Source organism: Klebsiella sp. ZJOU C1 (genome assembly GCF_035620215.1).
Taxonomy (GTDB): Bacteria; Pseudomonadota; Gammaproteobacteria; order Enterobacterales; family Enterobacteriaceae; genus Klebsiella; species Klebsiella variicola.
In genome coordinates, this window is sequence record NZ_CP141644.1 from 3717695 (window position 1) to 3739308 (window position 21614).

Consider the following 21614-nt stretch of genomic DNA (forward strand, 5'->3'; position numbering starts at 1 on the left):
TTATAATATTCTTATTCATAAAGAAGAAATGTCTTTTGACACATTAAAACTTCGTTAAAGTTATGTATAATAATATCCCGCGCTTCCTTTGCGTCTAAATCTATTTTCGAGGCGTTTTCTTCATATTGACTCATTAAAGAAGGTACCTGTGACGCAGAAGTGAAAAGATTATTCTTTAATTTAGTATGCCCAATAATATCAGTATTCCCCACAACATCGGTTAATATAGGTATACATCCTCGTGCCATGGATTCAATTACGCTCAATGGAAGCCCTTCCCACCTCGAAGTATTTAGCACAAAATGTGCATTATCAAAAAATACATTGGGATTATTTACATTGCCATGTTTTATTATCTTTACTCGTTTCAACCCAGTAATATTATTCAACTTGTATATATCATCACCTTCACCCAACACATCAATTGTAATATTTATTGCAGGGTTCGCATTTGAACGATCTAAACATTTAATAACGTCAACCAAAAGATCAGTATTTTTTTGATAATCAAACCTTGAAATGACAACAATTTTAAATGATTCACTCACTAGTTTTGTTTGATATTCACTTGGAATTCGCACACCATTTATAATGATATTGTCTTTATTTGCACTGCCTGATATCCCTGTTTTTTTAGCGATGCTACATTCACCATTAGATACATATATAAACTCATCGGTAAGATATGAAAAAGCTCTTTCGGATATAACATAGACACTATTTTTGAATAGGGTCTTGAAGTCCTTATCTTGTGATAGATTTAGCCCATGGAAGGTATGAATCACTTTAACTTTTTTCATGAATACTTTGAGTAATCTGGAGAAGACCCCGGCACCTCTTCCATGAGAGTGTATTACTGATATGTTATTTTTCTTACAAAAACTTAGAAGCCCCTTGAAATATCTAAGATTAAACGTCCTATGTTTTAAAAAATAAAAATTTTCATTAGGAACTATTTGATGATATTTGCTGAAGAACGGTTCATCTTTAGGGCAAGCCAAGTATACATTATATTTTTCTTGATTGATATTCTCTATTAGCTGCAGTAAATGTTTTGGCCCCCCACCCATATCTGTTCTGGAAGTTATAAATAATATGTTTTTTTTCATGAGTTTATGCCTTGGATATCGCCAGAAAACATAAGAAATGCACAGCGTCGCTGTGCATTTCTTTTAATTAATCCTTAGAGTCATAAGTATAACCATAATTACTATAGCCATAACTGTAATAACTACTGGCTTTTTTCACTACTCCATTCAATATACATCCTTTCACTATTACCCCACCATGCTCGAATCTTTTTATGCTGACCTCAATTTCTTTTGCAGTATTAACTTCAAATCTTGCAACAAGTAGTGTTGTACCAGCATAATTACCGATAATGGCAGCATCTGTTACAGCAAGAATTGGAGGCGTGTCTAAAATTACAATATCATAATTTGAACTTGCCCAACTGATTAACTGTCCGAAATTCTTGTGCATCAGAAGTTCTGCAGGATTAGGAGGAACCATCCCTCTTGAAATAAAATCAAAACCGATATTCAGTTCTTTTTGCACTGCAGTTTCTATAGCAATTTTTCCGGATAGTACGTCAGATAAACCTTGTTCATTACTTTTGCCGAATAATTTGTGCGTATACCCTTTACGCATATCTGTATCGATTAGCAGTACTTTTTTATCTGTCTGAGCAATAATTGCTGCCAAATTTGTACTTACAAAAGTTTTACCTGCATTTGGACTTGCTCCAGAAATCATTAATACATTATTTCGAGCTTCCATCATAGCAAAATGCAGGCTAGTTCTTAGTCCTCTTATTGCTTCTATAGCTAGATCCGCAGGGTTCTCAACTGCAAGAAAGGTATATGTCTCCTGAGACTTTGCTTTTTTCAAAGGACTATCACGAGTAATGTTTTTTGCAAATGATTCTGATACTGGTATACTTGCATAGACATTTATGCCAAGCTCTTCTAATTGTTCAGGCGATTCAATACCTCGGCGCAAGAAGACTCTTAGCAAGACAATTCCTACTGAAACCATGCAACCTAGCAAAAAACCTAGTATAACAACCAGAATCTTTTTTGGTTTCACTGGTTTAGGTTGCGTAACCGCTTCATCAATAATTCTCACATTACCAATTGCGCTAGATTTTGCAATATTAAGTTCTTGTTGACGATTCAGAAGCATCATGTAAACTGCACGGCCTGATTCAACATCCCGGCTAAGACGCAATATTTCCTGTTGAGTTTCCGGCATTGATGAAACTCGTTTATTAAGTTTCACCTTTTCATCTTGTAGTGTTTTTCTCTTCTCTAATAAAGCCTTATAAGTAGGATGCTCTTTTGTATATAACTGAGAGATTTCTGACTCTCTGAAGGTCAATTCGTTTAACTGATTGTCAACATTAACAATTTGATCAAGCACTGATTTTGCTTCTAAAGATAAATCAACTGAATCATTTTGACGACGAAATTGATTCAGCTTATTTTCTGCAATATCTAAATCGCTGCGCACCTTTGGTAGTTGTAAATTCAAGAAATCCAAGCTTTTTGCGTCTTGAGCTGCCTGACGAGCAATGTTCTGTGCTAAATAATTATTACTAATGTTATCAATAATTTTGCTAATTAGCTCTTTATTATCACCTGTCAAGGAAATGGACAATATGCCTGTATCCTTACCTTGATCGACAATCGTTAAATTTTCCTGTAAATCCGTGATAGCTTTCAATCTTGAAACATAATCAATTGTAAATTCAGTACCGGGTTTAGCTTCGATTTTATCAATCTTAAGGGTTGCACCATTAATATCAACTAAGTCCCCTCGCTTACCTTGTACAGTATTATCTCCAATATTAACTTCAAAACTGTTTTCATTAATTATTTTAACTATAATTTCCGGAGTGTCATCCCCTACGTTTGGAATAAAGAGTCGTGACACCTCGATCGAACCAGGTTTTTCTCCTGAAATACGCGAAAAACCTTTACCGAAAATTGGGAAGTAGTTTTGTCGTACTCTTGCCTGAAGATTCAAATCATCTACTGTTTTTCCAATTATCATTCTTGATTGAAGTAATGATATTTCTGGCGCTGATTCAGGTTGACTATTCGGTAGCATTTGACTTAAATTGCTAAGAATAGCATTTGCTTGCTTTTGTTCCACTTGAATTAGTGCATCAGCTTGATATATAGGTGTTGCAAATAAAGCATAGGTTAGAGCAAGCAAGGTAAACAAAGCTGTGATTGATATTATCAATTTTCGATGATCGATCACCTCTCCGATTAACCGTCCTAAATCTATTTCCTCGGAATCATTGTCTACTTTCTTATTTATAACTGAAGTCATTAAAAAATTCCCGCTTAATTTACACCTAATTTTTCAGCCCAAAGCTTGCCAGACTGCTCTATCAAATCATAAACAGAAGAAAATGCTTCTTCACTTTTTCGGTATGGGTCTGGTATTTCTCTATTACCTAACCAATAACCAAATAACATCGTTTTGCCTCTAACCTCTGGTGCAATACGACCAATATGATCAATATGGTTTTTTTCCATCACTAAGATTAGATCGAAACTGCGACCTAATGATGAAGTAAATTGTTTTCCTTTATGGCCTTCAAGACATAATCCATGCCTTGCTGCTATTTTTGACGCACTTGAATCTGCAGCATGCCCTACTAATGCACTGGTCCCAGCAGAGTCAATTATTTTGTTGGTTAATAAACCACGTAATAGATGTTCCCCAATAGGGGAACGACAGATGTTACCAGTACAAACAACTAAAATAGTATTAAACATTTTATGGCCAATCCTTAATAAACTTAGCCGTTTCTGTCATGTCATGCACACCGCTAATAGTCGGTACTAACTGTGATATTACACGATTCCAACGTACTACTGGGGCTGTTGTGACATAAACAATATCGTATGGCTGTAGTTGAAATTCTGTACCAAGTACCATTGCCGAAGCATCTTGCGCATTAAGCTGATAAATATTTGCAATTTTACCTTGCTTATCGCCTTTCAACTGCCGAATGACAAATACACCAGTCGCGTCGCTGGAGGCTTGTAAGATACCTTCGGCGTTACCTAACGCTTCAGCTAAAGTCATGCCACTGCGATCCATCTTCAATGTGCTCTGTTTGCCAACCTCCCCCATAACAAATACTTTTAAATCATCATTACGAGGAACAAATAGGATATCTCCAGGATAGAGTAGATGATTCTGGGTAAGATCGCCCTTTTGCATTAATGCGTAAAGAGACACTTTTGTATCTTTCCCATTATGCGTTAACACTACATTTCGCCAATCTGCATCAGGGGCTAAGCCTCCTGCAGCATTGATAGCATCCATCACAGTTAATGGGATGTTGGTTATAGGTTGCTTGCCAGAATTTACAACCTCGCCGGTAATATAGGCCTTTTGAGAGCGAAATGCCGCAACACTCACGTCAACCTGTGGGCTTTCAATATAAGTTGTCAAACGGCTGGCTATATCCTGTCGTACTTGGCTCAAAGTTTTACCAGCCACCTGTACCTTACCGATATAAGGATAGAAAATAGTACCGTCGGAGTTAACCCAGTTGCCGGTATCGCTGGCGCTGCGGTATTGCCCTGCTGGCGTTGTCAGTTCTGGATGGTCCCAAACAGTGACCATAAGTACATCGCCAACCCCGATGCGATATTCATAACTGCGCAATAAATTGTCTAGCTGAGGGTTAGGTTTCGCCAGAACGGTTTCCGGACGAAGCTGATCGACCAGACCCGGTGTCAACGGATATACATTGACCAGTTTATCCAGATCGTAGTCACTATCCGGAAGCTCCACTACGTTCTTCCGCAGACTGTTTAGTCCCTGACCAGGGATGATTGTACAACCCGATAAGAACCCAATTGCCAACGCTAATGCCGAAAATCTAACAATTTTTTTCTTCATAATGTCACATCATCAGTAAATCAAAATTTGCCAATTCCTGAGCAGCTGTATAGCCGTTGCTTCCCTGCCGGCTTATGGAGAGATAAAAGCTGACTGCATCCTGCAGCGCTACCACCCTCTCTCCCCTGTTTCAGCATTCAGCCTTATAAACTAAACGGTATTTCTATCCCTGCACTGGCCCCAACGTCATCGCTGTCGCTGTTGTTAGCGTTGGTGTACCACAGTGAAGTATTCAAACGGACCGACTGATAAACATCCCCGCTCCAGCCCAGCTGTACTCCTTTCAAAGTATCTGCATGAGGGAATGCTTTGTTGATCGACTGATTCTCCGGGTTAACTTTGGCGTATACCAGACGCGTGCTCCAGCGCTGGTTATCCTCCGTAATAAGCTCAACTTTTCCTGCGATAAGCTGGCCATCACCCCCCATTGCGTCACCAAGGGGATACCCCTGCTGATAGTAGCCATCCTTATAGATATGATGGGTATAACTGTAATTGGTCCGGCTCATATTGGTGCGCGTATCATGCGCTTCCAAGTACCAGTTTACGGCATCTTTTCCCCAGCCGTGGTGTCCTTCGACCCCACCGAGGAACATATTTGCCGATGGCAGGTAACCAGATTCATCCTCACCGATCATCTGTCCGTAGAAACTGACCGGCCAGCCGAGAGTTGGCTCCAGTTTAAACTTAAAGTCAAAGCCGGCCAGCTGGTTACCAGGTTCGTTATCCGTTCCGGTATTGTCATGGCCAGTGAAGCCATCCCAGAAGCTGCTAAATGACTCAGGCCGCCCTTCCCCACCCCATTGCATAATGCGCGACGCGCCTAATTCCAGAGACTGAAAAGGTGAGAAAGTGAAACGACCGCCGATAATTTTGGCATGGGGTACAGCGGTATATTGATTCATCTGGCTGGCGGAGATCTGGTACTGCCATGGACCCACCCAGCGCAGCCACCAGGTTTCCGGCGCCGCCTGCTCGGCTCGCTGCATCAGGAAGCCGGTCATCGGTCGCATCGCATCCCCACGGATCAGGCTTCCTTCATAGCCCGGTCCCCACCACTGCGGAACCTGACCAAAGGAGAGCCACTGGTTCCAGAACTTCACCGCGCCGTAGGCGCCGTTGGCGTTGAAACGCGATCCGTTGCTGATTCGCTCTCCCCCTTCAACGTTGCCCTGGAGGTGGACATCCCACCACTCGCCGCTGTTGTTGAACGCCAGACCTAACGAATTATCCGCCGGCTGCGTCTGACCAAACCCCTGCGGGGTGCCCGGCTGGTCGGTCGAGGTATAGCCGGTGGCCCGGAAATCGGCTTTTAAAGCAGACAGTCGCTGGTTGATACGGGCCAGAACTACTTGCTCAGAAGAATAGGATGGTTTGGCCTTTTTTAGCGCCCGGGCGATCTCTTCCTGGCTCAGCGGCCAGGTCGACAGGCTCAGATGGATGACCCCGCGATCGGAAAGCCAGGCAAGGTCGTTACGCAGATCGTTATCATTTACTACTAACCCGGCCGCGTAAGCCTGGGCTCCCAGTGAGGAAAGCAAGCCCAGCGTCACGGCAATGCGCGCAATTTTTATCATTGTACAAGATCCATTTTCAGCCCCGCTGTCGTATCTCAATGAGAATGAGGGGAATACCAAGATAGAAAGCGCTCGCGGCACCAGCTGACTTCACTGTGCAACACCGGCGAGGCAAGTACAGTTACCCTAAGCTGCTTGTCACCCTTATAACATCCACCCAGCTCACAATGTAGGCGAATTTTACCGTACAGGCTATCGATGAGACGGGAAAGTTGGTGTACAGGCGATATCAGCAGCTGCTCCTGACCCCTTTATGAGGATATCTGATGAGCATGATAGATATCTTATGGCGTTAATCACCCAAAGTGCATCGATTTTTATAGCCGTTCAGAGAAGGTATTTTGTGCGGCCGCACGTGGTTTCAGCGACGCTACCGCCCCTGGCTTAACAGCTACCAGCGCACTGACTACCTGAACGGCGTATTTAATCGGCCTGTGGGTGATAAATTGGTCAGGCCTTTATTTTTTGCGGCGTTAAGTCTACGGGATTTCGGTCACAATTGGGAGTCTTGCTGCTGAATATCTGCCAATTAATCCCATCCGCTGTTTTATTGGTGAAAAATAAGCGGCTCGCCAATAAAGATTATTTATTGCTCTTAACTACCAAACAGCTGCCTGGCGCAGCTATCCCGGCACAGGAAAAGATAACTATCTGTAAAAAAAGAACTTTTCCATTATGCTCAAGTCATTCCAAAATCAGATGATGACGCGACAGTCAACTACAATTTCTAATAGTTTCTCGATGCAGGATTATTCATCCAACGTGGAACAGGTGCTTTCTGAACGCATTTAAGAAACGTCTGACCACGGCTATATCCACGCAAATTGACAATAACAGTGTAGTAGCACTGCATTATTTCATAAATATGAATTATCAATTGACTGGCATATAGTAGATTATTTTCTTATTTGTCTAATTAACCGGCGAAAACTTAATTTCCCCTGTAAAACAAATGGCAATTACCAGGCCTGCTTATGCAGATCGGTACGCGTAAAGGGTTTATCCAGCGGCCCTACTGCGGTGGCAATTTGCCCCAGCAGGGACTGAGTCGGCGCTTTATTGCCGCTATGCAACAGGATAAGCGGGACCATCACCAGGCACGCGACGCCGCCCCAGGAAATACTCAGGCTTTCCGAATGGGTGGTACGTTTTTGCAGCAGCAGGAACAAAGCGCTACCAGCAGCGCCGAGCAGCAGGCCAGCGATCACTTCCGAGACGGAATGCGCATGGATGACCAGCCGTGAATACCCCACCACAGCGGCCAGAATATAGCCGGTGGCGACGGCTGCTTTTTGCAAGCCCGCGGAAAAACGCGCGCTAAGCAGCCACAGGAAGATAGGCCAGAAGGCCGCGGAGAGCGCTGAGTGGCCGCTGAAGCCGGTGTAATCCAGCTCGCGAATACCCAGACCCCAGCCCATAAAGGCCAGTTTGGAGGCGCAGACGATGGCGCCGGTGATGCCGAACAGCAAACTCCACTGCCACGCCAGCAACCGCGACGTTTTACGCAGCATCAGGACAATAAACAGCGCCGCTGCGCTGGGCAGCAAAACGGTGCTATCGCCAAAAAATGAGATGAGTTGCCAGTTCATATACCTGTGATCCTTCGATGATGTCCACTGCCGTGCTCAGGGATTATCCGTAATGTCTGTACCAGCTCGCATGCCAATTCATTTCACATTTTTATGCATGCAAGTGAGATGTTTAAAGCGGAAACATGATCGCAGTCAAGTTTTATTTTTGGCTGACGTTGACCGCTTTCCCTGCGCTTTAGGAATTGTCGCACTAAGTGACTATTCACAAAGCATTATTGCCGCTACTCCGACCATTGCACCACAGAGGCCAGAGACAAACTACCAGAAGTCTCCGAAGCCATACGTTTCTTTACAATCGTTATAACATTCACGTTATGAATAATTTCTGCATAACGTTATGAGCGGCGTGGCGAAAGCCTTTGCCCTGCCGCTCATCTTCACACCAGCTGTCAGGCCAGCAGTTTTTTAATGCTTTCGCGGAATTTGGCGCCTTCTTTCAGGTTACGCATTCCGTAGGTGACGAAGGCCTGCATGTAGCCCATTTTCTTACCGCAGTCATAGCTTTCGCCGGTCATCAGCATCGCGTCAACGGACTGCTTCTTCGCCAGTTCGGCAATGGCATCCGTTAGCTGGATACGGCCCCAGGCGCCCGGCTCGGTACGCTCCAGCTCAGCCCAGATATCTGCCGACAGCACGTAGCGGCCCACCGCCATCAGGTCGGAGTCCAGGGTCTGCGGTTCGTCCGGTTTTTCAATGAACTCGACGATACGCGCCACCTGCCCTTCGGCTACCATTGGCTCTTTGGTCTGGATAACGGAGTATTCGGAGAGATCGCCCGGCATGCGTTTCGCCAGCACCTGACTGCGGCCGGTCTCGTTAAAGCGAGCGACCATGGCGGCGAGGTTATAGCGCAGCGGGTCCGCAGTGCCGCCGTCGAGAATGATATCCGGCAGCACCACCACAAACGGGTTATCCCCGACTACCGGGCGGGCGCAGAGGATGGAGTGGCCCAGACCCAGCGGCTGTGCCTGGCGCACGTTCATGATGGTTACGCCCGGCGGGCAAATGGCCTGGACTTCCGCCAGCAGCTGGCGCTTCACGCGCTGCTCAAGCAGGGCTTCCAGCTCGTAGGAGGTATCAAAGTGGTTTTCCACCGCATTCTTCGAGGAGTGCGTCACCAGGACAATCTCTTTGATCCCGGCGGCGACGATTTCGTCAACAATGTACTGAATCATTGGCTTATCAACGATCGGCAGCATCTCCTTTGGAATTGCCTTTGTGGCCGGCAGCATATGCATGCCTAGTCCTGCGACCGGAATAACCGCTTTCAAATTCGCCATATTCATCTTCACCTGTTTGGTTGCAAAACACGCAGTTTTGCAAAATTGTACATGTCACAAATCCATTGGAACTGATAATACACGGATACTGCCCGGGCATCTGCCCGCCAAATTCTTAAATTCACTGTCACCTAAAAGAATACACACAACTTCCTTTTACCAACAGTTTGAAGTGAGAATAATCTTATTCTCCATCAGGATATTCAGCGGCCCGCTTCCCTGCACAGCGCGATGTCGCCGCGAGGCCCCTACACCGCGGCCTTTGGTACGCAGCCCCTGCCAGCTGCAGGCTGCGGCGCCCATGTGTGCGGAAAGAATAGATATAGATAATTAATTTCACCAGGCAATCTATTTCAGCACAAACAGCCAGATATGGCAGGATAATAACCGTAAACCACGGCAGAGAACTGCGATCGGCACTATTCTGCGCTCACTTCATGATGTGAATTATGCCGATTTTGTGAGCGGGCTTCGCACTTCACGCGGGGATGAGGAAGGGTGCCTACCGTGGAGAACGACGGGACTGCCCGCGCTTTTGCGCCGGGCAGAACGCAGCGGGTTATGGTTCTGATATCAGCAAGCTTATTCCAGCGCGTTCCGCCATATTGTTATTTTTCCGCTGATCTTTTCTGGAACATAATTCTTTTCTGTTCTCTTAATTTGCTGGAAATATATCCACCCCTGGCGGAGTGATATCCGCGTCGTTATTGCATTTTAGACTCATCTTATCCATGATCGTGGTAACACATACCGCAGTCGTACAGGTTTTAATACATATGGAATGGATTGCCGATCCGTCAATCTGGGCAGGTCTCGTCACGCTGGTGGTTATCGAACTGGTGTTGGGTATCGATAACCTGGTTTTCATCGCTATCCTCGCCGAAAAGCTGCCGCCCGCCCAGCGCGACCGCGCTCGTATCACCGGTCTGCTGCTGGCGATGGTCATGCGTCTGCTGCTGCTGGCCTCTATCTCCTGGCTGGTGACCCTGACCAAACCGCTGATTGTTTTTCACGACTTCAGCTTTAGCGCCCGCGATTTAATTATGCTGTTCGGCGGCTTATTTCTGCTGTTTAAAGCCACCGTCGAACTCAACGAACGGCTGGAGGGGAAGGACAGCGATAATCCCACCCAGCGCAGAGGGGCGAAATTCTGGGCCGTGGTGGCGCAGATCGTGGTGCTCGACGCCATCTTTTCGCTCGACTCAGTGATCACTGCCGTCGGCATGGTCGACCACCTGGCGGTGATGATGGCCGCGGTGATCATCGCCATCAGCCTGATGCTGATGGCCAGCAAGGCCCTGACGCGCTTCGTTAACAGCCACCCGACCATTGTCATCCTCTGTCTGAGCTTCCTGCTGATGATCGGCTTCAGCCTGATTGCTGAAGGCTTCAGCTTTATTATCCCGAAAGGTTATCTGTACGCGGCAATTGGCTTCTCGGTCATGATTGAAGCCCTTAACCAGCTGGCGCTGTTTAACCGACGTCGCTTCCTGTCGGCCAATATGACGCTGCGTCAGCGCACCACCGAGGCGGTGATGAACCTGCTGAGCGGCCAGAAGGAAAAAGCTGAACTGGATGCTGACACGGCGTCGCTGGTGGCCGATCAGGACCATCATCCTTTGTTTAATCCGCAGGAAAGGTTGATGATTGAGCGGGTGCTGAACCTTAATCAGCGCAGCGTCAGCAGTATTATGACGTCACGCCATGATATCGAGCGCATCAACCTCAGCGCGCCGGAGGAAGAGATCCGCAGCCTGGTGGAGAAAAATCAGCACACCCGGCTGGTGGTGACCGGCGGGAAAGATAATGAAGACCTGCTGGGAGTGGTTCATGTTATTGACCTGCTCCAGCAGTCCCTGCGCCAGGAGCCGCTGGATCTGCAGGTGCTGGTGCGGCAGCCGTTGGTCTTTCCGGAGGGGTTACCGCTCCTCTCCGCGCTTGAGCAGTTCCGTCAGGCCCGCACCCACTTCGCCTTTGTGGTCGATGAGTTTGGTTCCGTCGAGGGGATTGTGACCCTGAGCGACGTGATGGAGACTATCGCCGGTAATCTGCCCAACGAGGTGGAGGAGATCGACGCCCGGCACGATATTCAGCATCATCAGGACGGTTCGTGGACGGTTAACGGCCATATGCCGCTGGAGGACCTGGTGCAGTACGTTCCGCTGCCGCTGGATGATAAACGGGAGTACCACACCGTCGCCGGTCTGCTGATGGAGTATCTGCAGCATGTGCCGCAGGTGGGAGAAACCATTGAGATTGATGGCTATACCCTGCGCACGCTGCAGGTCGACAGCCATCGGGTGCAGAAGGTGCAGATCGTCCCGCCGGCAAAGCAGGATGAGCTGGATTATGAGGTGTAATCGTCAGGCATAAAACGGCCCGGGGTATCCCGGGCGGTGGGATGGATAATCAAACCCATGCCTGATGGCGCTGCGCTTATCAGGCCTACATGGATAGCGACTCAAGCTGATGATATTGCGCATATCCCCCAGGCCGGGTCAGGCGTAGCCGCCACCCGGCATCAACATGACATCACCCTCTGACGACAATCTCGCAGCCCGGAAGGCCCGGGCCGCGGGGTGGAGATTACAGCTTATCGAGCAGCTTCTTGGCGTCTTTGCTCTCTTTGCTGCCTTTATTACGCTCAACCCAGTCGTTGAGACGCTGCTTCGCTTCATCCTGTAGCTGTTTGCGCAGGATTTGATCGACCTGCAGGCTGTAGCTCAGCGACTGCCAGTCGCCGTAGATGCGCAGCGGGATGGCGGTCTGTTTCAGGCGGTCGATAAGTTTGCCCTCCCCTTTCCAGCCGCCGAGCACGCGCACGTTAAAGCGCATATCGCAGTTCTCTTTCTGCAGATCAAGCTGACCTTCGCCGGTCATCGCCATCACGTCGGACTGCCCCTGCAGGCGGTTCAGCGTCACCACCCCGTTATCCAGCATCAGTTGGCTGCTCACGGAATCCAGGCGGGTGGCATTGTCGTAATTCTCCTGCGCCCGCACGTTGGTGCTGCGCTCCACGGCCTGCTGCACCAGCTGCTGGAAATTCAACCCCTCGGTACGGGTATCGGCCATCTGCAGCTGGGCCTGCCCCTGCCAGTGACGGCGGAAATCATCCGCGTCAATGCGCGTTCCGGAAAACTCGCCGGTCAGCGACAGCTTGCCGGTCAGGTTTAATGAATAGTTAAAGGCTTTGATCAGCGAACCGATCTCCACATTCTGCAGCGCCGGCTGGAACGTCGCCTGCGGCGTGTCGCCACGGGCATCCAGAGTGCCGGGGAGAGAGAGCTGCCCGCCGTCGAGGTTGCCCTGCATTTTGCTGACCGTCAGCAGCCCCTGCTGGTTGCTGATTTCGCTCTGCACCTGGGTGAAGTTCAGGCCGCGCCACTGCAACTGGTCGGCGCTCAGGGCCATCCGGCCGTTAAAGCCGCGCAGGCTCTGGTAATCTTCGCGCTCATCGCTGTCGGCGATCACCGGACGCAGCGGTCGCGTCTGGCTCTGGCCCTGCTGGCTGGCGCTGCTGTCGGTCGCTGGCGAGGAGGGCGCCAGCAGGCTGTCGAGATTCAGGGTAGTCGCGTGGAGATCCAGCGACCAGTCCGGGCGATCCCCCAGCACCACGCTGCCGTTGCCGGTAAGGGTGCTGCCGCTGGCCATCAGATTCAGGTTGTCAAAGCGCAGGGTTTTGCCATCTTCCTGCCAGCTGGCCTGCAGGCTGCCCTGGCCATTAATGCCATCAGGGGGCAGCTCGGCGCCGCGCAGCTGCCAGCTTAGCTGGCTAAAATCGGCTTTTAAGGAGTGGGGATAGTCGCCGCCCTGCACGGTAGCGGAGAAGCTCAGCGCCAGGTCGCGCTGGTCGCGGTTGATCCGGCCGGAGAAGTCGACGGTGGCCCGGTGATTCTCATCCTGCTCCATTTGCAGGCGGATATCACGCACAGTGACCTGCTCGCCGTTCTCATGCTGGAAGAAGAGCACGCTGTCGGCCACCTGCAGCTGGCGCACGTCGTAGGACCACCCGCGGTCCTCCGGGGCCTGCGGCAGGGTGTTGTCATGCGGCACCACCGGCGCAGCGCTATCGCGAACCGCCTCGGTTTTCGGGGTCAGCTGGATCACCGCCCCCTTGAGCATCACCTGCTTCACCTGCAACTGGTGCGACAGCAACGGCAGCAGCGCCACGTCGAGGCGCATGTTGTCGGCGCGGATCACCGGCTCTTCGGCGCCCCGGGCGGTCAGCGTCATGCGTCCGCTGAGAATGCTGAGCTGCGGCCAGACATGCCAGCGCAGCGGGCCATCGAGTTCAAGCTGATAACCGCTGCGCTCTGCCACCTCATGCACCATATAGGCGCGAAAATCGTTGGGATTGACCAGCAATACCAACGAGGTAAGCCCGGCGACAATGACCGCCAGCAGGATCATCAGCGTTGTCAGTATTCGTCTCATGGCACCCTCAGCAACACCCCGTTGACGTTATCAATCCTTGTCGATTCGGCTCGCCACCGCGCCCTGCTGGTCGCGATATTTGGCGTCTTCACGGCGGTTATACGGCCGGGCCGCCGGGCCCGATAATGGCTCAAAGCTCAGCGCGCCGATAGGCATTCCCGGGCGCAGCGCCAGCGGCAGTTTGCCGGAGTTGTAGAACTCAAGCACGATGCAGCCGGACCAGCCCGGGTCGATGCGGTGCGCGGTAACGTGCACCATCAGCCCCAGCCGCGCCAGTGAGGAGCGTCCGTCCAGCCAGCCCACCAGATCGGCAGGCAGGGTGACTGACTCATAGGTCACCGCCAGCGCCAGTTCGCCCGGATGCAGGAAAAAGGCCTCCCCTTCCGGCAGGACAATCTCTTCGCTCATCACGCGGTCCAGCGCGGCGCTGACCTCGGCCTTCGGACCGCTTAAATCGATAAACGGCGCCGTGTGGCCGCGGAAGGTGCGGAATTTATTACCCAGCCGTACATCAACCGTCGCGCCATTAATACGCTCAACGGGTGGGCGCGGATTGATGGCGAGTCGCCCTTCATCCAACCAGGCTTCGATATCTCGGTCACACAGACGCATGGGCTTTCTCCTTATAAGGCTGCTTCCCGCACGCTTCGCGGCGGAGAGGGCAACAGGGCTACTCTTTGCACGTTACACAATTCGGCCAGGTTATTCAAAGAACTGACTGATTTTGGCCTTCAGAATATCAATCGCGATGCGGTTTTTGCCGCCGCGCGGCACGATGATGTCGGCATACTGCTTCGACGGTTCAATAAACTGCAGGAACATCGGGCGCACAGTCTTCTGGTACTGGGCCATCACCGAGTCCATGGAGCGGCCGCGCTCGTTAACGTCGCGCTTAATACGGCGCATCAGGCAAATATCGAGCGGGGTGTCGACGAAAATAGAGAAGTTAAGCTCGTTACGCAGGCGCGCGTCGGTCAGCAGCAGGATCCCTTCAAGAATGATCACCTTCTTCGGCTCGACGTGAATGGTGTTCGGGGTGCGGGTATGCTCGACGTAGCTATAGACCGGCAGTTCAATCGGCTGGCCGCTTTTCAGCATCTGCAGGTGCTGGAACAACAGACTGTGGTCCATTGAGCTCGGGTGGTCATAGTTGGTTTTGACGCGCTCTTCCATCGACAGATGACTTTGATCTTTGTAATAGCTGTCTTCCGGAATGACGCCAATATGTTCGTCGCCAACTTGTTCACGCAATTCGCGATAGAGAGTACTGGCAATAAGACTTTTGCCAGAAGCCGATGCGCCGGCGATACCTACAATGACGCACTGATGGGACATATCAGTCATAAATTTTTGCGACCTGATTAACCTGGATAGAGATGGAGGGTGGCGGCGGACCGCCAAACGCGGCAATTATAGGGATTTCAGCGTCCCGATACCAGTGGTATGCGCCCCGGACGGCTATTCCGCCGCCGGGACCCAGTCATCGGTATACCAGATATGCAACAGCGCATACGATCGCATCGGCTGCCAGCGACGGGCATAGCGAGCGATGGCGGCCGGGGTCATTCCCGGAAAACGCTGTTTAATCAGGTAATCATCCGGCAAAAAGATATCTTTCGCCTGCCAGCCGCGCAGAGCAAAGTAGTTTGCCGTCCAGCGGCCAATCCCGGGCAGGCTCTGCAGTTGACGCAGCCCGGCATCGATGTCCGCTGGCGCCGTCAGGGGCAGCTCGCCGCTGAGCGCCGCCCGGGCGAGGTGGATCAGCGCCTCCGCGCGCCGAAGCGGCATTCCCAGCGCCTTCAGCGCCTGCGGGTCGGCCTGGGACAGCGCCTCTGGCGTCGGGAATAACACATAGCCGGGCACCTCCGCCAGCGGTTCGCCCCAGCCAGCAGCCACTTTGGCAGTGAGCCGGGCGGCCATCGCCACGCTCACCAGCTGGCCCAGCACCGCCCGCACCGCCTGTTCGAAGGCATCCAGCGCCCCCGGCAGGCGCAGCCCCGGCCGCGCCTGGGCCAGAAAGCCCAACGCCCCGGCGACCTGCCGCGGGTCGCAGGCTAAATCAAACAGCTGGCCAATTCGCGCATAGCAGATCTCCGCCACCGGTTGCAGCCCCGGGGAGAGGGTCACCCACAGGCCCTGCGCCTCCTCGTCCGGCGCCAGATGAATCAGCCCGCGATGCCCTTCAACGCCAAAGCTGCGACTATAGCCTCCTTCATCAAAGCGCTCGACGCCGGCGACGGCACGCGCCTGCAGAAAACCAACCATCCACGCCCAGTCGTAAGGCGGGGTCCAGGGTAACAGCACCATAAGCTCTCCTTTATATAGCGTTTCAATGATAGTCGCCCTTGACCGTCAGCGCCTTGCTTTTAAATTCCAGTTGTCGGCTTGGCGACGATCCGCTAAAGTCGCCCCCCTTCTTCACCGGCATGGGGATTTTGCAGACGATGTTTATTGGTTTTGACTACGGCACCGCCAACTGTTCGGTGGCCGTGATGCGGGAAAACACCCCTCAGCTGTTGACACTGGAAAACGGCAGCGCGCTGCTGCCCTCGATGCTCTGCGCGCCAACGCGCGAAGCGGTCAGCGAGTGGCTCTATCGCCATCATGACGTCCCCACCCACAGCGATGAAAACCAGGCGCTGCTGCGCCGGGCCATTGCCGCCAACCGCGACGAAGACATCGAGGTGCTGCGCAACAGCGTGCAGTTCGGTCTCGCCTCGCTGCATCAGTATGTTGAAGATCCGGAAGAGGTCTACTTCGTTAAATCGCCAAAATCCTTCCTCGGCGCCAGCGGGCTGAAGCCGCAGCAGGTGGCCCTGTTTGAAGACCTGGTCTGCGCCATGATGCTGCACATCAAACTGCAGGCTGAGAGCCAGCTGCCCGAGCAGATCGACCAGGCGGTGATTGGCCGGCCGATTAACTTCCAGGGCCTCGGCGGCGACGACGCGAACGCCCAGGCGCAGGGGATCCTTGAGCGGGCGGCTCTCCGCGCCGGTTTCCACGATGTGGTCTTCCAGTTTGAACCGGTTGCCGCCGGGCTCGATTTCGAAGCCACCCTCAATGAAGAAAAGCGGGTGCTGGTCGTCGATATCGGCGGTGGGACCACCGACTGTTCCTTGCTATTGATGGGCCCGCAGTGGCGGGAGCGCGCCGACCGCCAGCAGAGCCTGCTCGGCCACAGCGGCTGCCGCATCGGCGGCAACGACCTCGACATTGCCCTGGCCTTCAAATGCCTGATGCCCCTTCTCGGTATGGGCGGCGAAACGGAGAAAGGCACCGCGCTGCCGATCCTCCCGTGGTGGAACGCGGTGGCCATCAACGACGTGCCGGCGCAGAGTGATTTCTACAGCACCGCCAACGGCCGTCTGCTTAACGATCTGCTGCGCAGCGCCCGGGATGCCGACAAGGTGGCTCTGCTGCTCAAGGTCTGGCGCCAGCGTCTCAGCTATCGTCTGGTGCGCAGCGCCGAAGAGAGCAAAATCGCCCTCTCCAGCGCCGCCAGCGTCGAAACCGCGCTGCCGTTTATTCAGGACGAGCTGGCCACCGCCATCGCCCAGCAGGGTCTGGAAGCGGCGCTGGATCAACCGTTGACCCGCATTATGGAACAGGTGCAGCTCGCGCTCGACAGCAGCCAGACCACCCCGGACGTGATCTATCTTACCGGCGGCAGCGCCCGCTCGCCGCTGATCAAAAAGGCGCTGGCCGCCCAGCTGCCGGGTATTCCGCTGGCCGGTGGCGATGATTTTGGCTCGGTAACCGCCGGGCTGGCCCGCTGGGCGCAGGTGGTTTTCCGCTAACCCCAGCCCACCGCCGCCGCGCAGCAGGTCTGTCCTGATCGTGGCGCTGCAGATTACACTGGAATATTCCTGGTCTCCCACGCAAAATGGCCTGTTCGTCCGGACAGGCCTGTCCACTCTTCCCCATTTCAGGGGGCGTATTATCCATACCGTAGCCAGATGTCTGCGGTCTGTATCGTTGGCATGCCGCAAGGGGGCGTGATTGAAAAGGGTGTCTGCGATCTTCGCAGCGGTCCGGCGTTGCCGGCCGCAGTTCCTGGCAGGCTGGCTGCTCAGCTGTGGATTATTCTTGCTGCTGGTCGCCCCACAGGCGCAGGCGGCGACGCGCCAGGTGGGCATTGATATTCCGGTCCAGTGGTACGCGGACGCCAGCGGCCAGATGACCATCGATCGCTTCGCCGCCCTGCCCACAGACCAGCTCGCCACCACCCGGCAGATCCCCTCCTTTGGTTATTCGCGAAAAACCTGGTGGCTGCGCAGCGAGCTGCCGGGAACGTGGTTTGCCGGGGAGCCGCGCTGGCTGCAGCTGGGCCCCTCTTTTGTCGACCATCTGACCATTTACTACCGACCTCTGGGCAGCGATGCCCCCTGGGAACAGCGCACCTTTGGCGACCGCGACGTCGCCCGCGAGAGCGACCTGCACTACCGGGAAAGCGTACTGATTATCCCCCCGCCGCCAACCGCCGCCGGCTATGAGGTGGTCTTTCGCCTGCAGAGCACCAGCACCCTGATCCTGCTGGCCTCGCTCTCTTCGCCGCAGGAATTTGTGCAGCGGGCGACCGCCGACACCGCTTTCTGGAGCTTCTATTTCGGCCTGGCCGCCGTCGCCAGCGGCGTGGCGCTGTGGCTGGCGCTGGCCCTGCGCCGGCGTCTGCTGTGGGGCATCTGTCTTTTCTCGCTCAATTATCCGCTGGTGGCCGCCCTGCACGGCTTCCCGGAGTGGTTTTTCGGCCACGCGGCGCTGCCGTTCCAGGACTTCATGATCAGCAGCCTCTCCCTGTTCAGCTATGCTACCGCCCTCTGGCTGCACAGCGAGATTTTTGATTTGAAGAAGAATATGCCGCGGCTTCATCAGCTACTGATCGCCGCGGTGGTCCTCAACCTGGTGCTGCAGGTCAGTATTCCGCTCGGGTTTTACGGCTTCGCGATGCAGATTGAAGGGGTGATCTTCATCATTATCACCCCGGTGCTGCTGTTCACCTCCTGGTGGCTGTGGCGCAAAAAAGCTATCGACCGTAACACCCTGCTGCTGGGTCTGCTGCCGCCGTTCTACGTCGCCGCCGCGGTGCTGGTGCAGTTGTCTATCCACGGGATAATCCCGTTCCATATGGCGATCTATTCCCTCTGGCAGTATGCGCTGATCGTCCACATCATTACGGTGCTGATCATTGCCATCCTGCGGGTGCGCGCTGAAAACCGCCAGCTGGAGCAGAAGCAGCGCCTGGCGCGTGAGCTGCAGATTGAGCGTGAAGCCAGCTTCCATCAGCGACAGTTTATGGGCATGGTAGCGCACGAATTCCGCACGCCGCTGGCGGTGATCCAGGCAGCGCTGGAAAATCTCCGCCTCTCGGCCGCCTCGGCCAGCCAGGAGGCGCGCTTCGATCGCATCGGGCGCGCCGCCACCCGTCTGGTGCAGCTCACCGATAACTGCCTTGCCGACGCCCGGCTCGCCTCACACGACCTGCACGTCGATCGCCAGCAGACCGCCCTGCTGTCGGTGATCAACATGGCCGCCTCGGTGGTGGCCATCTCCCACGACCATTACCTGAACATCCGCCATCACGGCGCGGTGGAAAGCCCGCAGCTGCAGGCCGATGCCGGCCTGCTGTGCATCGCCATCGCCAATCTGCTGGATAACGCGGTGAAGTATTCGCCCCCCGGTGAAATCGCCATCGATATCCGCTCCGAAGCCGGGCATACCGAGCTGCGCATTCGCGACCACGGCCCGGGCCTGCCCGACGGGCAAGCGGAACTGATCTTTGAGCGCTATCGTCGCGGCGAGCACACGTCGCCGGTGCCGGGCGGCACCGGTCTCGGACTGTATGTTGCGCGTCAGATCGTGCAGGCTCATGATGGCAAACTGTGGCTGGCCGAGCATGGCCCGGACGGCTGCACCTTTATTCTCACCCTCCCCACGGTTGCTTAAGAGGAGAACGACGTATGGCTTTACGGCTGGCGATAATTGAAGATAACGCCGATCTGCTGGATGAACTGCTGGCCTGGCTGGGCTATCGCGGCTTCGAGGTGTGGGGCTCGCGCAGCGCCGAAGCCTTCTGGCGACAACTGCATAGCCATCCGGTGGACATCGTGCTGATTGATATCGGCCTGCCCGGGGAAGATGGCTTCAGCGTGCTGAGCTACCTGCATGAGCTGGGGCATTACGGTCTGGTGGTGGTCAGCGCCCGCGGCCAGCAGCAGGATAAACTGCAGGCGCTCAGCCTTGGGGCCGATGCTTACCTGATTAAGCCGGTTAACTTCGCCCACCTTGCGGAGACCCTCACCGCCCTTGGCGCCCGCCTGCAGCAGGATCGACCCGCCGCCCTTCCATCGGAGGCGCCCGGCACCGCGTCATCCGCCGCCACCGGACTGTGGCGTCTGCATGAGGATAAACTGATTTCTCCCGATGCCCGGACGCTGGAGTTAACCCAGCAGGAGTACCGTCTGGTGGAGCTGTTAATGCGCAATCGCAACGAGGTGTGCAGCAAGCTGGACCTCCATGCCTGCCTGTTTTCCCACGACAGCGAGCCTGACCTGCACCGCATCGACGTGGTGATTAGCCGCCTGCGCCATAAGGCGCGCCAGCAAGGGATCCACCTGCCCGTACGAGCGATCTTTGGCAAAGGACTGGCGTTTATTTCCTGATCGAAAGCGCGATCTGGCCGCTGCGCGGGGGGTGAATAACTCGCAAGTGTTAATTTTTCTCATTTTCTGAGAGAAATGAGAGGAATGAGACTGACGACGCGCTTAAGAACTTTCTTATAGTGCTAGCACATCAGGATGATGTCGTATGATTTTCAGTGGACAGGAAAACATATAACAAAACGTAATAGCCGTTCGCGGTAAATTCTGACACCATGCAGCACAAATAAGGTAAAAACGATGGCCATGCAAACGTGGTTAATATTATTGCTATGCATATTTTTCTTCAGCATCTCTGTATACAGTTTTATTTCCTATCTAAAAGACAGGAGACGGCAGAAGTTTACGTTTAACGATAAGCGTTCGACGCGTCGTAAATAATTCACTTTATAATAATTAAAAACGATTACAGGTACGTTTATAAAATCAACACACCGCATACGCCCGGAGGATTTGTCACAGCATGGCGTTATGTTTTGCATAAGGAAATAACGCCATGAGAAACATTAATGTCACCATCAATACCCGCAACACCTTTGTACGTGAATCGCTGGTCGCCATGGTTAATGATCTCTCCCGGGACGATATGCGGGCCCGTTTCTCCTGGCGCAATAACGACCTGTCAGACGAAGATATTATTATATGCGAAGTGATCCCTGGTGAAATCTATCTGTGCAATACCCTGATTAAAAACAGAAAAAAAGGCAGTTCTCTGATTATCCTCCACAGCTACGACCAGCTGCCGGAAGACGATTTCATGATTAATTGCCTGAAAGGGGTCATTTTTGTCTCGCTGAAAACGGCCAGTATTCCACAACTGCTGGCGATCATTAAAAGCGAACTACAGCATTGTATGGACCCGTCGGCCACTGACGCCACGAGCCGGGAACTGAGCTGCGCCAGCTGCCCGCATCGTGTCCTGTCGCGGTCGCAGACCGCTGTGGTGCACGGTATTCTTGAAGGGCTGGACATGAGTAAAATCGCCGCCCTGCAGCGCGTCAGTCCCCGCACCGCCGCCTACCATAAGAATAAGATTATGGAAAAATACAGCCTGAATAATAACCACGACTTTTTCCAGTTTATGAATCTGTTACGTGAGCGTTGGTAGGCAAATAGCGAACAGAAGAGAATAAGATATTCCCGTAG

At 52.8% G+C, this 21614-nt stretch carries 16 protein-coding genes and 2 pseudogenes; 7 read left to right on the top strand and 11 right to left on the bottom strand.

Annotated features, from left to right (window positions below):
- Window positions 1–11: 11 nt before the first annotated feature.
- The 5 genes from SPE70_RS17845 to SPE70_RS17865 all read right to left on the bottom strand — a co-directional run bounded on the left by SPE70_RS17845 (window position 12) and on the right by SPE70_RS17865 (window position 6506).
- Entirely contained in the window at window positions 12–1109 is a 1098-nt protein-coding gene (locus SPE70_RS17845) for a glycosyltransferase (protein ID WP_023340511.1), read from the bottom strand.
- Window positions 1110–1176: 67 nt separating this feature from the next.
- Window positions 1177–3339, bottom strand: coding sequence for a polysaccharide biosynthesis tyrosine autokinase (locus SPE70_RS17850; protein WP_023340512.1), 2163 nt, complete (start codon window positions 3337–3339; stop codon window positions 1177–1179).
- Window positions 3340–3353: 14 nt separating this feature from the next.
- Window positions 3354–3791 carry an arsenate reductase/protein-tyrosine-phosphatase family protein gene (locus tag SPE70_RS17855; RefSeq protein ID WP_071787526.1) on the bottom strand — a complete coding sequence of 146 codons (438 nt, stop codon included), beginning with the start codon at window positions 3789–3791 and terminating at the stop codon, window positions 3354–3356.
- 1 nt (window position 3792) lies between these two features.
- On the bottom strand, window positions 3793–4929 hold the full coding sequence (locus SPE70_RS17860; RefSeq protein ID WP_023340513.1) for a polysaccharide export protein: 1137 nt from the start codon (window positions 4927–4929) through the stop codon (window positions 3793–3795).
- A 143-nt stretch (window positions 4930–5072) separates the two neighbouring features.
- Window positions 5073–6506, bottom strand: coding sequence for a capsule assembly Wzi family protein (locus SPE70_RS17865; protein WP_023340514.1), 1434 nt, complete (start codon window positions 6504–6506; stop codon window positions 5073–5075).
- A gap of 286 nt (window positions 6507–6792) precedes the next feature.
- Between SPE70_RS17865 and SPE70_RS26465 the strand changes: the two are divergent.
- Window positions 6793–6920, top strand: a pseudogene (locus tag SPE70_RS26465) (hypothetical protein).
- Window positions 6921–7465: 545 nt separating this feature from the next.
- Here the strand turns inward: SPE70_RS26465 and SPE70_RS17870 are convergent.
- A complete protein-coding gene (locus tag SPE70_RS17870; protein ID WP_023322980.1) occupies window positions 7466–8095 on the bottom strand; it encodes a phosphatase PAP2 family protein in 630 nt (209 codons plus the stop codon).
- 315 nt (window positions 8096–8410) lie between these two features.
- Window positions 8411–9384 (bottom strand): annotated as a pseudogene (gene galF / locus SPE70_RS17875) (GalU regulator GalF).
- 770 nt (window positions 9385–10154) lie between these two features.
- Here galF and SPE70_RS17880 point away from each other — a divergent pair.
- Complete coding sequence (locus SPE70_RS17880) at window positions 10155–11738, top strand: TerC family protein (protein ID WP_012541074.1); 1584 nt, start codon at window positions 10155–10157, stop codon at window positions 11736–11738.
- Window positions 11739–11964: 226 nt separating this feature from the next.
- Here the strand turns inward: SPE70_RS17880 and asmA are convergent, their stop codons facing one another.
- The 4 genes from asmA to alkA all read right to left on the bottom strand — a co-directional run bounded on the left by asmA (window position 11965) and on the right by alkA (window position 16119).
- Window positions 11965–13812 (bottom strand): outer membrane assembly protein AsmA, encoded by a 1848-nt coding sequence (gene asmA, locus SPE70_RS17885; protein ID WP_096834557.1) that lies wholly within the window; start codon window positions 13810–13812, stop codon window positions 11965–11967.
- A 30-nt stretch (window positions 13813–13842) separates the two neighbouring features.
- Entirely contained in the window at window positions 13843–14424 is a 582-nt protein-coding gene (gene dcd, locus SPE70_RS17890) for a dCTP deaminase (protein ID WP_004151145.1), read from the bottom strand.
- Window positions 14425–14514: 90 nt separating this feature from the next.
- Window positions 14515–15156, bottom strand: coding sequence for a uridine kinase (gene udk, locus SPE70_RS17895; RefSeq protein ID WP_002912442.1), 642 nt, complete (start codon window positions 15154–15156; stop codon window positions 14515–14517).
- A gap of 114 nt (window positions 15157–15270) precedes the next feature.
- Window positions 15271–16119: a DNA-3-methyladenine glycosylase 2 gene (gene alkA / locus SPE70_RS17900; protein ID WP_077139367.1), complete on the bottom strand. Its 849-nt coding sequence runs from the start codon at window positions 16117–16119 to the stop codon at window positions 15271–15273.
- A gap of 137 nt (window positions 16120–16256) precedes the next feature.
- Here alkA and yegD point away from each other — a divergent pair, with 137 nt between their 5' ends.
- From yegD to SPE70_RS17925, 5 genes are all read left to right on the top strand, one after another.
- Window positions 16257–17609 carry a molecular chaperone gene (gene yegD, locus SPE70_RS17905; RefSeq protein ID WP_077139368.1) on the top strand — a complete coding sequence of 451 codons (1353 nt, stop codon included), beginning with the start codon at window positions 16257–16259 and terminating at the stop codon, window positions 17607–17609.
- Window positions 17610–17898: 289 nt separating this feature from the next.
- Window positions 17899–19755 carry a sensor histidine kinase gene (locus SPE70_RS17910; protein WP_023322983.1) on the top strand — a complete coding sequence of 619 codons (1857 nt, stop codon included), beginning with the start codon at window positions 17899–17901 and terminating at the stop codon, window positions 19753–19755.
- A gap of 14 nt (window positions 19756–19769) precedes the next feature.
- Window positions 19770–20471, top strand: a complete 702-nt coding sequence (locus SPE70_RS17915) for a response regulator transcription factor (protein WP_012541069.1) — start codon at window positions 19770–19772, stop codon at window positions 20469–20471.
- A gap of 237 nt (window positions 20472–20708) precedes the next feature.
- Window positions 20709–20849 carry a small membrane protein gene (locus tag SPE70_RS17920; RefSeq protein ID WP_046621842.1) on the top strand — a complete coding sequence of 47 codons (141 nt, stop codon included), beginning with the start codon at window positions 20709–20711 and terminating at the stop codon, window positions 20847–20849.
- Between the two features lie 115 nt (window positions 20850–20964).
- Complete coding sequence (locus tag SPE70_RS17925; RefSeq protein ID WP_008804083.1) at window positions 20965–21576, top strand: helix-turn-helix transcriptional regulator; 612 nt, start codon at window positions 20965–20967, stop codon at window positions 21574–21576.
- Window positions 21577–21614 lie beyond the last annotated feature (38 nt).

Coding starts and splice junctions, on each gene's coding strand:
- SPE70_RS17845 (WP_023340511.1), bottom strand. CDS start 1,109: ATGAAAAAAAACATATTATTTATAACTTCCAGAACAGATATGGGTGGG.
- SPE70_RS17850 (WP_023340512.1), bottom strand. CDS start 3,339: ATGACTTCAGTTATAAATAAGAAAGTAGACAATGATTCCGAGGAAATA.
- SPE70_RS17855 (WP_071787526.1), bottom strand. CDS start 3,791: ATGTTTAATACTATTTTAGTTGTTTGTACTGGTAACATCTGTCGTTCC.
- SPE70_RS17860 (WP_023340513.1), bottom strand. CDS start 4,929: ATGAAGAAAAAAATTGTTAGATTTTCGGCATTAGCGTTGGCAATTGGG.
- SPE70_RS17865 (WP_023340514.1), bottom strand. CDS start 6,506: ATGATAAAAATTGCGCGCATTGCCGTGACGCTGGGCTTGCTTTCCTCA.
- SPE70_RS17870 (WP_023322980.1), bottom strand. CDS start 8,095: ATGAACTGGCAACTCATCTCATTTTTTGGCGATAGCACCGTTTTGCTG.
- SPE70_RS17880 (WP_012541074.1), top strand. CDS start 10,155: ATGGAATGGATTGCCGATCCGTCAATCTGGGCAGGTCTCGTCACGCTG.
- asmA (WP_096834557.1), bottom strand. CDS start 13,812: ATGAGACGAATACTGACAACGCTGATGATCCTGCTGGCGGTCATTGTC.
- dcd (WP_004151145.1), bottom strand. CDS start 14,424: ATGCGTCTGTGTGACCGAGATATCGAAGCCTGGTTGGATGAAGGGCGA.
- udk (WP_002912442.1), bottom strand. CDS start 15,156: ATGACTGATATGTCCCATCAGTGCGTCATTGTAGGTATCGCCGGCGCA.
- alkA (WP_077139367.1), bottom strand. CDS start 16,119: ATGGTGCTGTTACCCTGGACCCCGCCTTACGACTGGGCGTGGATGGTT.
- yegD (WP_077139368.1), top strand. CDS start 16,257: ATGTTTATTGGTTTTGACTACGGCACCGCCAACTGTTCGGTGGCCGTG.
- SPE70_RS17915 (WP_012541069.1), top strand. CDS start 19,770: ATGGCTTTACGGCTGGCGATAATTGAAGATAACGCCGATCTGCTGGAT.
- SPE70_RS17920 (WP_046621842.1), top strand. CDS start 20,709: ATGGCCATGCAAACGTGGTTAATATTATTGCTATGCATATTTTTCTTC.
- SPE70_RS17925 (WP_008804083.1), top strand. CDS start 20,965: ATGAGAAACATTAATGTCACCATCAATACCCGCAACACCTTTGTACGT.